The 13,135-nt window shown below is 65.4% G+C and carries 14 protein-coding genes; 5 read left to right on the top strand and 9 right to left on the bottom strand.

Translation table 11 applies throughout. From position 1 onward, the window contains the following. Positions 1 to 36: 36 nt before the first annotated feature. Positions 37 to 273 (bottom strand): hypothetical protein, encoded by a 237-nt coding sequence (locus ABIB38_RS11025; protein ID WP_429203808.1) that lies wholly within the window; start codon positions 271 to 273, stop codon positions 37 to 39. Positions 274 to 363: 90 nt separating this feature from the next. Between ABIB38_RS11025 and ABIB38_RS11020 the strand changes: the two genes are divergently transcribed. After that, entirely contained in the window at positions 364 to 1,431 is a 1,068-nt protein-coding gene (locus tag ABIB38_RS11020; protein WP_429203807.1) for an NAD(P)H-dependent flavin oxidoreductase, read from the top strand. An 89-nt stretch (positions 1,432 to 1,520) separates the two neighbouring features. Here the strand turns inward: ABIB38_RS11020 and ABIB38_RS11015 are convergent, their stop codons facing one another. The 3 genes from ABIB38_RS11015 to ABIB38_RS11005 all read right to left on the bottom strand — a co-directional run bounded on the left by ABIB38_RS11015 (position 1,521) and on the right by ABIB38_RS11005 (position 3,810). After that, entirely contained in the window at positions 1,521 to 2,063 is a 543-nt protein-coding gene (locus ABIB38_RS11015; protein ID WP_429203806.1) for a FlgO family outer membrane protein, read from the bottom strand. A 7-nt stretch (positions 2,064 to 2,070) separates the two neighbouring features. Continuing rightward, positions 2,071 to 2,775, bottom strand: a complete 705-nt coding sequence (locus ABIB38_RS11010) for a hypothetical protein (protein ID WP_429203805.1) — start codon at positions 2,773 to 2,775, stop codon at positions 2,071 to 2,073. Positions 2,776 to 2,928: 153 nt separating this feature from the next. Next, the gene (locus tag ABIB38_RS11005; protein WP_429203804.1) at positions 2,929 to 3,810 is read right to left on the bottom strand and encodes an alpha/beta fold hydrolase; all 882 of its coding nucleotides are present in this window, start codon (positions 3,808 to 3,810) and stop codon (positions 2,929 to 2,931) included. 167 nt (positions 3,811 to 3,977) lie between these two features. On the opposite strand from ABIB38_RS11005, the gene ABIB38_RS11000 reads away from it, so the two are divergent. The 3 genes from ABIB38_RS11000 to ABIB38_RS10990 all read left to right on the top strand — a co-directional run bounded on the left by ABIB38_RS11000 (position 3,978) and on the right by ABIB38_RS10990 (position 6,208). Beyond that, on the top strand, positions 3,978 to 4,502 hold the full coding sequence (locus ABIB38_RS11000) for a gamma carbonic anhydrase family protein (protein ID WP_429203803.1): 525 nt from the start codon (positions 3,978 to 3,980) through the stop codon (positions 4,500 to 4,502). Positions 4,503 to 4,505: 3 nt separating this feature from the next. After that, entirely contained in the window at positions 4,506 to 5,474 is a 969-nt protein-coding gene (gene hslO / locus ABIB38_RS10995; RefSeq protein WP_429203802.1) for an Hsp33 family molecular chaperone HslO, read from the top strand. 218 nt (positions 5,475 to 5,692) lie between these two features. Beyond that, on the top strand, positions 5,693 to 6,208 hold the full coding sequence (locus ABIB38_RS10990; protein ID WP_429203801.1) for a Dps family protein: 516 nt from the start codon (positions 5,693 to 5,695) through the stop codon (positions 6,206 to 6,208). 114 nt (positions 6,209 to 6,322) lie between these two features. On the opposite strand, the gene ABIB38_RS10985 is transcribed toward ABIB38_RS10990, so the two are convergent. From ABIB38_RS10985 to ABIB38_RS10965, 5 genes are all read right to left on the bottom strand, one after another. Next, on the bottom strand, positions 6,323 to 6,607 hold the full coding sequence (locus tag ABIB38_RS10985; protein ID WP_429203800.1) for a hypothetical protein: 285 nt from the start codon (positions 6,605 to 6,607) through the stop codon (positions 6,323 to 6,325). A gap of 9 nt (positions 6,608 to 6,616) precedes the next feature. Beyond that, complete coding sequence (gene ftsB, locus ABIB38_RS10980; protein WP_429203939.1) at positions 6,617 to 6,976, bottom strand: cell division protein FtsB; 360 nt, start codon at positions 6,974 to 6,976, stop codon at positions 6,617 to 6,619. Positions 6,977 to 7,051: 75 nt separating this feature from the next. Continuing rightward, positions 7,052 to 8,338: a phosphopyruvate hydratase gene (eno, locus tag ABIB38_RS10975; protein WP_429203799.1), complete on the bottom strand. Its 1,287-nt coding sequence runs from the start codon at positions 8,336 to 8,338 to the stop codon at positions 7,052 to 7,054. Between the two features lie 87 nt (positions 8,339 to 8,425). Next, positions 8,426 to 9,280, bottom strand: a complete 855-nt coding sequence (kdsA, locus tag ABIB38_RS10970; RefSeq protein ID WP_429203798.1) for a 3-deoxy-8-phosphooctulonate synthase — start codon at positions 9,278 to 9,280, stop codon at positions 8,426 to 8,428. Further along, positions 9,277 to 10,974: a CTP synthase gene (locus tag ABIB38_RS10965; protein WP_429203797.1), complete on the bottom strand. Its 1,698-nt coding sequence runs from the start codon at positions 10,972 to 10,974 to the stop codon at positions 9,277 to 9,279. Before ABIB38_RS10965 ends, kdsA begins: the two co-directional genes overlap by 4 nt. A gap of 288 nt (positions 10,975 to 11,262) precedes the next feature. On the opposite strand from ABIB38_RS10965, the gene ABIB38_RS10960 reads away from it, so the two are divergent. After that, complete coding sequence (locus tag ABIB38_RS10960; protein WP_429203796.1) at positions 11,263 to 12,984, top strand: methyl-accepting chemotaxis protein; 1,722 nt, start codon at positions 11,263 to 11,265, stop codon at positions 12,982 to 12,984. The last annotated feature ends 151 nt before the right edge of the window (positions 12,985 to 13,135 follow it).

Here is a 13,135-nt window from a genome sequence, read left to right as displayed (position 1 = left end):
ATTGTACGCGCATTTACCGGCCTTCCGCCGGGGGCGTCAAGCCGTGCGCAAGCGGTCGGCGAACGCCCGGAGCACCGGGGTCGCGAAGCCGTCGCGCCAGACCAGGCAGGTCGCAACACGCTCCAGCGGCAGCGCCCGGAACGCGGCCGGCGAACGCGCCCTCGCCTGGCGGGCGTCGGCGACGTCCGATTCGCCGGGCAGCAGCAGGAGCAGCAGCAGCAGCAGCGGTTCCTCGGCCCATCCCGGCTTCGATCTCTGACAGAATGATAACATCGCTACATTCTTCATTTGAGAATACACATCGAGCGCACGTCATACAAATCAAGCGCAAATCGAGCAAGTCGACCGAACAAGGAGCCAGCCATGCAACCGTCCCACCCATTCTTCAGCCAGCTGTCCATCCGGCATCCGATCATCCAGGCGCCGATGGCGGGCACGGCAACGCCGCAGATGGCGGCGGCGGTGTCGAATGCCGGCGCACTGGGTTCGCTGGGAATCGGCCCGAGCACGGCCGCACAGGCGCGCGCGATGATCGAGGAGACCCGCGCGCTGACCAGCAAGCCGATCAATATCAACGTGTTCTGCCACGCCCCGGCGCGGCGCGATGCCGCCCTCGAAGCCGCCTGGCTGGCCCACCTGGCGCCATTGTTCGATGAAGCCGGCGCCCGCACGCCGGCATCGCTCGATGAAATCTATCCTGGTTTCAACGATGACGAAGAGAGTTTCCAGATGCTGCTGGCGCTGCGCCCGGAAGTGGTGAGCTTTCACTTCGGCCTGCCGTCGGGCGAACGCCTGGCGGCGCTGCGCGCGGCCGGCATCCGCACCATGGCCACCGCCACCAATCTGGAAGAAGCCTTGCGGATCGAACGGGAGGGATTGGATGCGATCGTGGCGCAAGGCATCGAAGCCGGCGGCCACCGCGGCATGTTCGACCCGGAGGCGACCGACGAACGGCTGAGCATGGCGGTGCTGGTGCGCCTGCTGGTCAAGCGGACGAGGCTGCCGGTGATCGCCGCCGGCGGCATCATGGATGGCGCCGGCATCAAGGCGGCGCTGGACCTGGGCGCGGCGGGCGCGCAGCTCGGCACCGCCTTCATCCTGAGCCCGGAATCGGCGGCGAACGACGCCTACCGCGCCAACCTGCAAAGCGCACGCGCCTCCACCACGGTCCTGACCACGGTGATTTCGGGACGGCCGGCGCGCGGCATGGTCAACCGCCTGATCGCGCACGGCGCGTCCGGCGTCCCGGCCGCCTACCCGGTCGCCTATGACGCGGCCAAGCAGCTGCACGCGGCGGCGGCAAAGACGGGCAACCATGACTTTGCGCCGCACTGGGCCGGGCAAGGCGCGCCGCTCGCGCGGGCCATGCCGGCGGCGGAACTGGTGGAAACGCTGGTGCGCGAACTGCATGCCGCCGGCAACCCGGCCTGAAGCGGACCAGCCTCGCCCTGCATCCGGTGCGCGCGTTGCAGCGCCATCGCGCCAGGGCGGGCCGGTCGGCCGCCCTGGTGCGATGGTAATTAGTCTGGCACCAGCATCGAACGGATCGTCCCCTGCTTGGCCAGCACGTAATCGTGCCCGGCCAGCACCAGGTTGGTGGTCGGCTGGATCACCTTGACGTTGATGAAGATGGTGTCGCGCGTTTCGGCATACGAACCCACGACCACCGCCTGGGCGTTGTGCGTGCCGGCCACTTCGCCCAGCTCACGGGTGAGCATCAGCTCGCCCTGGTTGCGCTTCAGGTAGACGCTGTTACGCAGCTTCATTTCCAGCAGCGGCAGGCCGCCCTGGGCCAGGCGGGTGGCGATCTGCTCCGACACCACGCGGCCCAGCATCGAGCTGTGCTCGAGCGCGTCGATGTTGACGAGGGTGGCCATGATCAGGGGCTGGTCACCGGTCAGCTTGCCGGCCAGCTGGGCCTGCAAGGCATCGGCCGCCCGATAGTTGGCGGCGACGAAATCGTTCGCGCTCACCGAGGTGTAGTTGGGCTGCTCGACCAGGGCGCAGCCGCCCAACAGCAAGGCCAGGCCCAGCGCGGCCGCCGGTAGGGTGAATGTGCGCATAGTCAGCTCAATGGTCCTTGACCGCGAAGGTCTTCGATGTCTGCACCGGCCCGGCTGGCGCGGCCAGCTTCGCCGCCAGGGCGGCGTCGTACAGCGCCACGTCTTCGTCGGCGGTGTAATAGACCGCGGTGTTGCGCGCGTAATAGCGCTGCTCGTCCGCCACCGAGACGGTCACGATCATTTCGGTCTTCGGCGTGTCGCCCGGCGCGAACTGGGCGGTGAACCAGCGGTGGGCGTCGTAGCCGTAGATGCCCGCCGTGACGAGCCACTCGGGGCTATGCTGGATGCTGGTCAGGACCCAGGCGCCGCTGGCCAGCGCGGTCGGCAGGCCGGCATAGCGGTACTGCGGCCGGTCGGCCGAGAAGGCGACCACCTGCGTGTCGAGCTCGATCTTGAGCGCACCCGGCACCGGATTCTTGACCACCACGAAGCCGTCGTTGACCAGCGCCGTGACCAGATGCGACTTCACGCCCTCGCCGAAGGTCGACGACTGCAGCGGCTGCACGTACAGGGAGCGGCTCGGCGCCGTCTTCAGGGTCGGGCCCAACTCGGTCGCCATGTGGCGCGCGATCACGCCCCAATGGGCCGCGGCCTGCACCTTCAGCTGTTGCGTGCTAGAAAAATTGGTGGCCACTGGGGCCGGGCTGTAGGGCATCGCGCAGCCTGCGAGCAGCAGGCCGGCGGCGAGTGCGGACGCGCCTCGGTAAGCCATCGTGAATCCTGTCGGTCTATGGCGCGGCCGGACTGGCGCACGCTCGGGGGCGACTGTATCACAGCAGTTTCCCACCGGCAATTTATGTGTGGAGGATGAGGTATGCTTACAACGACAATGGGGGCGCCAGCCGGCGCCCGTCGCCAGTCGCCCCTACTCAGCCGAGAGGAATTCCTCGACCATGCCTGCCAGCAGTTCCGGCTGGTCATGGTGCAGCATATGGCCCGCCTGCGGCACCATGCGCGGCGTCACATTGTTCAGATAGGCCATGCGCCGGTCGACCTCGGCGCGCGCCTGCTCCTTGGCGCCCATCCAGCGCCACATGTCGGTGTCCTCGGCCTCGACCCACAGTACCGGCGCCGTGATCGCGCTCCAGCAGGCCATGATCTCGTCGACGTGGTACAGCAGCGGCGCACTCTTTTTATGCGCCGGGTCGCCCAGGATCTTCCACAGGCCGTCGCGCTCCTGCTCCGCCCAGTGGGCGGCCAGGAAGGCGGCGCGCGCCGGCGCCAGGCGCGGATTGGTCTTGCGCAGGCGCGCCGCGACGGCTTCCAGGTTGGCGTAGCCGCGCATCTCGGGCGGCTCGCGCAACTCGTCCAGCCACGTGGCCACGCGGCCCGGATACTGCTTCGGGTGCGTGGTCGGCAGGCCGAAGCCTTCCAGGTTGATCAGCCTGGCGATGCGCTGCGGCCGCACGCCGGCGTAGATGCCGGCGATATTGCCGCCCATGCTGTGGCCAAGCAGGTCGACCGCCTGGTGCGGCGCATAATGGTCGAGCAGCACCTCGAGGTCGGCCACGTAGTCCGGGAACCAGTAGGTGTCGGCGCCCGAACGCTGGCTCTGGCCGAAGCCGCGCCAGTCGGGCGCGATCACGTGCCAGTTCCCCTGCAGGCAATCGACCATGAACTGGAACGAGGCCGATACGTCCATCCAGCCATGCAGCATGAACAGCTTCGGCGCGTCGGGCGAACCCCAGTGGCGCACGTGCATGCGCAGGCCGCGATTGGAGAGGAATTCGGAACGTGAGGGTTTCATGCGGCTCCTGAAATAGCATGGTCGTTCGGATGATTATATAGGGGGACGGTTGAATTCGGGCGCCACGGCCCCATCTGCCGGGCTTCGGAACCAAAGATCGCAGCGTGGACGTGGCCCGGCGGCGGGGGCGGTAAAATAGCGCCATTTCCACCTCAGCGAGCAACTCCATGGCGATTTACCAGCTGGGCGAGCATGCGCCCGAGATCGATCCGTCGGCGTACGTCGCCGACACGGCCACCCTGGTGGGCAACGTCACGCTCGCCGCGAATGCGTCGGTGTGGTTCGGCGCCACGCTGCGCGGCGACAACGAGCGCATCACGATCGGCGAGAACAGCAATGTTCAGGAAGGCACCGTGATGCATACCGATCCCGGCTACCCGCTCGACATCGGCAAGAACGTGACGGTCGGCCACCAGGCCATGCTGCACGGCTGCACGGTGGGCGACGGGTCGCTGATCGGGATCCAGGCCGTGGTGCTCAACGGCGCGCGGATCGGCAAGGGATGCCTGGTCGGCGCCGGCGCCCTGGTCACGGAAGGCAAGGAATTTCCCGACCACTCGCTGATCCTGGGTTCGCCCGCGAAGGTGGTGCGGACACTGACACAAGAAGACCTGCTGCGCCTGGAACGCACCGCCGCGAGCTATGTGGCGCGCGGTCAGCTGTTCAAGGCGCAGCTCAAGAAAATCGGATAAAGAATGACGACTACGGATACTGGCACCACCAACAGGGACACCCTGCAAAAATTCATCTTCGACAATGCGGCCGTGCGCGGCGAGCTGGTCGAGATTTCGGACACCTGGCGCGAGATCCAGGCCCGTCACGCTTATCCGAAGGCGGTGCGCTCGGTGCTGGGCGAGATGGTGGCGGCCGGCGCCCTGCTGTCGGCCAACCTAAAGTTCAATGGCGCGATCGTGATGCAGATCCACGGCGACGGCCCGGTGCGCCTGCTGGTGGTCGAATGCGACGCCGACCTGCGCATGCGCGCCACGGCCAAGCTGGCGCCGGACGTCGAGATCGCGGACGACGCCACCCTGGGCCAGCTGTTCAATGCGAACGGCAAGGGCCGCTTCGTGATCACGCTCGACCCGGCCGACAAGGTCCCGGGCCAGCAGCCCTACCAGGGCGTGGTGCCGCTCGACGGCGACGACATGGCGACCGTGATCGAGAACTACATGCTGCGTTCGGAGCAGATGGACACGCGCCTGTGGCTGGCGGCCGATGACAAGGTCGCGCGCGGCCTGCTGCTGCAAAAGCTGCCGCGCCACAGCGGCAAGGAAGACCAGACCAAGCAGGCCACCGAGGCCGAAGACCTGGAAACCTGGAACCGCGCCGCCATGCTGGGCCAGACCGTCAAGCGTGAAGAGCTGCTGTCGACCGATATCTCGACCCTGCTGCACCGCCTGTTCTGGGAAGAGACCATCCGCGTGTTCGACCCGCTGCACCCGCAGTTCCACTGCAGCTGCAACCGTGAGAAGGTCGGCAACATGCTCAAGATGCTGGGCCAGGAAGAAGTCGAGTCGGCGCTGGCCGAGCTGGGCGAACTGGGCATCAACTGCGATTTCTGCGGCAAGCACTACGCCTTCGACAAGGTCGACTGCGCGCAGCTGTTCGCCAGCGACAGCCCGGTGCAGACCATGATACCGCCGAGCGGCAGCACGCACTGAGCGTCGATCGCTTGCACCGGGCGCGTGGCGCCCGGTTTCCATCGGGGCGCCGCGGCGCCCTTTTTCGTTTCATGGCGGAGCTAAAGGCGCGCGCCGCGTCCAATCGGGTCAGCGAACAACAGGGTTTCGTCCGAGATGATAAGCTGATGCTGTTATGACACTGTTGTATTTTCGAACATCAGCACCACATACCCATCATTGACTGACGGAGGAAACACATGAATATCGATATTGGCATCAACACCGAAGACCGCGCAAAGATCGTCGACTCGCTGTCGAGCGTCCTGGCCGACAGCTACATGCTGTACCTGAAGACCCACAACTTCCACTGGAACGTGACCGGCCCGATGTTCCAGACCCTGCACGTGATGTTCCAGGAACAGTACACCGAGCTGTGGAACGCACTGGACGACATCGCCGAGCGCATCCGCGCCCTGGGACACTTCGCACCGGGCACCTACAAGCGCTACGCCGAGCTGTCGAGCATCAAGGAAGAAGCGAACGTGCCGGGCGCGCAAGAAATGATCCGCCAGCTGGTCGAGGGCCAGGAAGCGGTGGCGCGCACCGCGCGTGCGGCTTTCCGCATCGCCGACGCCGCCGACGACCAGCCGACCGCCGGCCTGCTGTCGAACCGGATGGAAGTGCACGAGAAGAACGCATGGATGCTGCGCGCCTTCCTGGAGCAGGGCGCGGGCCATACCCAGGGCGAAGCGTCGTCGGACTCCAAGAACTGATGATCTGAGGTTGCGGCTCGCATGGGCCGCACGATCGGCGCTGCAACCGCGGGCGCCGAAACGTCGTTCCCCGCCTTCGCGGGAACGACGAGCCAACGAGTGCTCGTGACGTCACTAGCCAGCGCTACGCCCACCGCTCATGTGCAAATCGACCACCTTCATGATCTCGAGCGTGAGATCGAGGTCGAATTCGCCCGACGCCAACGCAGCCGCAAGCTGCTCGCGCGGCACGCCGACCGCGGCCGCCAGCGCACCCAGGCCCGGCGCCTGCGACACCGCCTTCAACGCAGCGCCAATCACTGCGCCATCGCCATCTTCGAAGGCATCGGCCAGGCAGTTGGCGACCGCATCGAGCGAATCGAGGCTGGCGGGGTCGATCGGGGAATGCTGTTCACTCATGACGATGGCTCAGTGGGTTGGGGTCGCGCCCGGCTTGGCGCCGTCCTTCGGGGGCGGCGGAGGAGGCGGCACGGTCATCGACTCGACCGGCTGCTCGTTCTTGCGCAGCACCTGCACGAAGATCTCGCCCTGCTTGATCATGCCCAGGTCGTAGCGCGCGCGCTCTTCCACCGCACCCAGGCCCTCGCGCAAATCTTCGACTTCGGAAGCCAGCTTGGCATTCCTCGCGGTGAGCTGCTCGGTCTTGAGCCGCGTGGCTTCGACCTGGCCCTGCATGTCGGCTACCGACAGCCAGCCCCCCTTGCCGAGCCAGAGTGGGTACTGGATCAGCACGAGCAGTGCGGCAAGGGCGATCGTGATCAGGCGCATGGCGGCAAAAAGAGGATGCAATTTGGCCGGAGAACAAGAAGGGCAAGCGCCCTCCCCGCCCGCCGGCCAGGTGGATTACTTCAGGTTGTAGAACGCGTCGCGGCCAGGATAGCTGGCGATGTCGCCCAGGTCTTCCTCGATGCGCAGCAGCTGGTTGTACTTGGCCATGCGGTCCGAACGCGACAGCGAGCCGGTCTTGATCTGCAGCGCGTTGGTGCCGACCGCGATGTCGGCGATGGTCGAGTCCTCGGTTTCGCCCGAGCGGTGCGAGATCACGGCGGTGTAGCCGGCGCGCTTGGCCATCTCGATGGCGGCGAAGGTCTCGGTCAGGGTGCCGATCTGGTTGATCTTGATGAGGATCGAGTTGGCGATGCCCTTCTGGATGCCTTCCTTGAGGATCTTGGTGTTGGTGACGAACAGGTCGTCGCCCACCAGCTGCACCTTCTTGCCCAGCGCCGCGGTCAGCGTTGCCCAGCCTTCCCAGTCGCCTTCGGCCATCGCGTCCTCGATCGAGATGATCGGGTACTTGTCGCACCAGGTGGCGAGCATATTGGTGAAGTCGGCTGCCGACAGGGCCAGGCCGCCTTCGCCTTCGAGCACGTACTTGCCGTCCTTGAAGAATTCGCTGGCCGCGCAGTCCAGGCCCAGGGCGATGTCCTGGCCGGCCACGTAGCCGGCCTGCTCGATCGCCTGCATGATCAGCTTGATCGCTTCCTCATGGTTGGCGACCGACGGGGCGAAGCCGCCTTCGTCGCCGACGGCGGTGTTCAGGCCCTTCGAGTGCAGGATCTTTTTCAGGGTGTGGAACACTTCGGCGCCGTAGCGGATCGCTTCCTTGAACGACGGAGCGCCGATCGGGATGATCATGAATTCCTGGATGTCCAGGTTGTTGTCGGCGTGCGCGCCGCCGTTGATCACGTTCATCATCGGCACCGGCATCTGCATCGCGCCCGAACCGCCGAAGTAGCGGTACAGCGGCAGGCCGGCTTCTTCGGCGGCGGCCTTGGCGACGGCCATTGACACCGCCAGCATGGCGTTGGCGCCCAGGCGGCTCTTGTTCTCGGTGCCATCGAGATCGATCAGGGTGCGGTCCAGGAAGGCTTGCTCATTGGCGTCCAGGCCCATGATCGCTTCGGAGATCTCGGTGTTGATATTCTCGCAGGCCTGCAGCACGCCCTTGCCGAAGTAACGCTTCGCGTCACCGTCGCGCAGTTCGATCGCTTCGCGCGAACCGGTCGAGGCGCCCGACGGCACCGCGGCGCGGCCCATCACGCCCGATTCCAGCAGCACGTCGCATTCGACGGTCGGGTTACCGCGCGAGTCAATGACTTCGCGGCCGATAATATCAACGATAGCACTCATGTTTCTCAATCTCCAGAAAGGGTAGAAATGGGTGACCGGCACGGATCCGCAGTCTGCCGGACCTGCGGATGCGCGCCGAAGTTGCGTTTACTTGAACCTGGTTTCCATGAAACCGGTCTTCTTGACGATGCGGTCGATCTCGACGAGCGTGGTCAGGAGTTCCTTCATGTGGCCCAGCGGCACGGCGTTCGGGCCGTCCGACAGCGCGTTGGCCGGATCGGGGTGCGTCTCCATGAACAGGCCGGCGATGCCCGCCGCCACCGCGGCGCGCGACAGGACCGGGACGTGCTCGCGCTGGCCGCCGGACGAAGCGCCCTGGCCGCCCGGCAGCTGCACCGAATGGGTCGCGTCGAACACCACCGGGCAGTTCGATTCACGCATGATGGCAAGGCCGCGCATGTCCGACACCAGGTTGTTGTAGCCGAACGAGGCGCCGCGTTCGCAGGCCATGAAATTGTCTTCCGGCAGGCCCGCCTCGCGCGCGGCGGCGCGCGCCTTGTCGATCACGTTCTTCATGTCGCCAGGCGCCAGGAACTGGCCCTTCTTGATGTTGACCGGCTTACCCGAGCGCGCGCAGGCGTTGATGAAGTCGGTCTGGCGGCACAGGAAGGCCGGGGTCTGCAGCACGTCGACGACGCTCGCCACTTCGGGAATCATCTCTTCGTCGTGCACGTCGGTCAGGACCGGCACGCCGATTTCGCGGCGCACGTCGGCCAGGATCTCCAGGCCCTTGTCGCGGCCGGGGCCGCGGAACGACTTGCCCGACGAGCGGTTGGCCTTGTCGAACGACGATTTATAGATGAACGGGATGCCCAGCGCCGAGGTGATCTCTTTCAGGGCGCCGGCGGTGTCCATCGCCATCTGGCGCGATTCGATCACGCAGGTGCCGGCGATCAGGAAGATCGGGTGCTCGAGGCCGACGTCGAATCCGGCGAGTTTCATGCTGCGTCTCCTTGCAAGGCCGGGGCCGCATTGACTGCGCCGGCCGCGGTATTGGTGTTGGAAGCCTGGTGCGCCAGCGCCGCCCGGATGAACGAGGTGAACAGCGGATGGCCGTGGCGCGGCGTCGACTTGAACTCGGGGTGGAACTGCACGCCCATGTACCATGGGTGCGCGTTTTCACCCGTGCGCGGCAGCTCCATGATCTCGCACAGATCTTCGTTCGGGGTACGTGCCGACACCGTCAGGCCGGCCGCTTCGATTTTCGGCAGGTAGAAATTGTTGCCTTCGTAGCGGTGGCGGTGACGCTCGGTCACGACGTTGCCGTAGATCTCGGCCGCCAGCGTGCCCGGATTGACGGCGCAGGTCTGGGCGCCCAGGCGCATGGTGCCGCCCAGGTCCGAACTCACGTCGCGCTTCTCGACCTTGCCGTCGTGGTTCTGCCACTCGGTGATCAGGGCCACGACCGGCTGGTCGGTTTCCGGATCGAACTCGGTCGAGTTCGCGTTCGGCAGGCCGGCCATATTGCGGGCGTACTCGATCAGCGCGACCTGCATGCCGAGGCAGATGCCGAGGTAAGGGATCTTGTTTTCGCGGGCGTAGCGCGCGGCCATGATCTTGCCTTCCACTCCGCGCTTGCCGAAGCCGCCCGGCACCAGGATGGCGTCGTACTTGGCCAGGTGCTCACACCCCCTGCTTTCGATTTCTTCCGAATCGAGGTATTCGATATTGACCCGGCTCTCGGTGTGAATGCCGGCGTGGCGCAGCGCCTCGGTCAGCGACTTGTACGATTCGATCAGGTCGACGTACTTGCCGACCATGCCGATGGTGACCTCGTGCTTCGGATTTTCCAGCGTGTGAATCAGGCGGGTCCACATCGACAGGTCGGCCTTTGGCGCTTCCAGGCCCAGGGCTTCGAGGATGATGTCGTCCAGGCCCTGGTCGCACAGCACCTGCGGCACCTTGTAGATGGTGTCCACGTCCCATACCGAGATCACGGCCTGTTCTTCGACGTTGGCGAACAGCGAGATCTTGGCGCGCTCGTCGTCCGGGATGCGGCGGTCGGCGCGGCACAGCAGCGCGTTCGGCGAGATGCCGATCTCGCGCAGCTTCTGCACGCTGTGCTGGGTCGGCTTGGTCTTGAGTTCGCCGGCCGATGCGATGTAGGGCACCAGGGTCAGGTGCACGAAAGCGGCGCCCTTGCGGCCCGAGCGCAGCGACAGCTGGCGCGCGGCTTCCAGGAACGGCAGCGATTCGATGTCGCCCACGGTGCCGCCGATCTCGACCAGCGCGACGTCGACGCCTTCGGCGCCGCGGCGGATGTAGTCCTGGATCTCGTTGGTGATGTGCGGGATGACCTGCACGGTCTTGCCGAGGTATTCGCCGCGACGCTCCTTGCGGATCACCGATTCATAGATCTGGCCGGTGGTGAAGTTGTTCACCTTCTTCATGCGCGTGCTGATGAAGCGCTCGTAGTGGCCGAGGTCGAGGTCGGTCTCGGCGCCATCGTCGGTGACGAACACTTCGCCGTGCTGGGTCGGGCTCATGGTGCCCGGATCGACGTTGATGTAGGGATCGAGCTTGAGCAGGGTGACTTTGAGACCGCGGCTCTCGAGGATCGCGGCAAGGGAGGCGGCCGCGATCCCTTTGCCCAGGGAAGACACGACGCCGCCAGTGACGAATACAAATTTGGTCATTGTGCTGATGGTGCCGAACGGCACACGCGGGAAATGGAAATTATACCTTAATCCTGCAAATACTTCTTCATATCAATACAGCAATATCTCGGGAGACACTGTCGTCGGACGTTCACAAAACCACTAATCTGAGTGCTTTTTTGTTTCGGTTGGGCAATAATCTTTACCGGTCGGACGAGACAATATTTTCCCGACAATATTCGTAAAGACAGTTCTGGTGTCATCAGCATACATGCCGCAACGATGCCCCCGCTCCAGCGCACCTCCCCTACTTCAACTACACAATACATGGGCAATTTCATCAAACTCAACATCGGTACGCGCCTGGCCGCGGGCTTCGCCCTGACACTCCTGATGACCGTCATCATCGCCACCGTCGGCGTCTGGCGCCTGAACCAGGTCGCCCAGGAGACGTCGTCGATTCTGGCAGAACCGCTGGCGAAGGAGCGCATGATCTCCGAGTGGTATACCCAGATCTTTGCCGCCGTGCGCCGCACCGCCGCCATCGTCAAGAGCAGCGACCCATCGCTGACCGAATTCTTCAAGGAAGACGCGGCCGCCACCGGCAAGCTGTCGGCTGATTTGGTCAAGCAGATCGAACCCTTGATCAGCGGCGACGACGAAACCGCCCTGTTCAAGTCGGTGATGGAACACCGCGCCGCCTACAGCAAGGCGCGCGACGGCGCGGTCAAGGCCAAGGCCGAGGGCAACGTCGAACTGGCGGATCAGATCCTGACCCAGCAATTCAACCCGACCGCCAAGGCCTATCAGGAACGCGTGAAGGAACTGGTCGACCTGCAGCACAAGCGCATCGCCACCAGCGCCGAGCTGATCGCCAGCACTGCGGCCCGCGGCAACGTCGTGATCGGTTCGCTGGCCGCCGGCGCCCTGCTGCTGGGCGGCGTGTTCGCCTGGCTGCTGACCCGCTCGATCACCCGTCCGCTGCGCCAGGCCGTGCACGCTGCCGAGCAGGTGGCGGCCGGCGACCTGACGGTGGACATCGACAGCAAGGCCCATGACGAAACCGGCGCCCTGCTGCGCGCCCTGGGCCATATGAATACCAGTCTGTCGAAGATCGTGGACGAAGTGCGCAGCGGCACCCAGACCATCAGTGGCGCCTCGAGCGAAATCGCGGCCGGCAGCTTCGACCTGTCCAGCCGCACCGAGCAGCAAGCCGCGGCGCTGGAAGAAACCGCCGCCTCGATGGAAGAACTGACCGGCACCGTGCGCCAGAACGCGGACAACGCGCGCCAGGCCAACCAGCTGGCGATCACCGCCTCGAGCGTCGCCACCCAGGCCGGCCAGGCGGTCGACCAGGTAGTCGCCACCATGGGTTCGATCAACGATTCGTCGCGCAAGATCGTCGACATCATTTCGGTCATCGACGGCATCGCCTTCCAGACCAATATCCTGGCGCTGAATGCGGCCGTCGAAGCGGCGCGCGCCGGCGAACAGGGCCGCGGCTTCGCAGTGGTCGCGTCGGAAGTGCGCACGCTGGCGCAACGCTCGGCCGCCGCCGCCAAGGAAATCAAGCAGCTGATCGGCGACTCGGTCGAGAAGGTCGACACCGGCACCAAGCTGGTCGACCACACCGGCGCGACGATGCGCGAAGTGGTCGACTCGATCCGGCGCGTGACCGACATCATGGGCGAGATTTCGTCGGCCAGCCAAGAACAGATCACCGGCATCGACCAGGTCAACCAGGCCATGGTGCAGATGGACAATGCGACCCAGCAGAACGCGGCGCTGGTCGAGGAAGCCACCGCCGCCACCGCGGCCCTGCAGGAACAGGCGCAGCGCCTGGCGCAGGTGGTCGATGTGTTCAAGCTCGATGCGCGCCATGTGACCCCGGCGGCGCCGGTGACGCCGGTGAAGCGTCCGCCGGCGCGTCCGGCGCTGGCCAAGCCGGCGCCGAAAGCGGCGGCCAAGCCCGCCCCCCTGGCCAAGCCAGCAGCCGCCAAGCCTGCGGCCACAGCCAAGGTCAGCGAGACGGAATGGGAAGAGTTCTGATCGTCCCGCACCGCTAGTCAACAAGCCGCCGTCCCTTGTCTGGCACGGCGGCTTTTTCATTTGGTGCGCACCCTTTCCATCAACCTTTGCATCGCGCTACTCGCGACGTCGTGATTCTGTTTGACATGCCGTTCACTCGACGGCATACTTG

The sequence above is a fragment of the Massilia sp. UYP11 genome, assembly GCF_050434805.1.
Lineage (GTDB): Bacteria > Pseudomonadota > Gammaproteobacteria > Burkholderiales > Burkholderiaceae_D > Telluria.
This window is presented reverse-complemented; position numbering and strand designations above follow the sequence as displayed.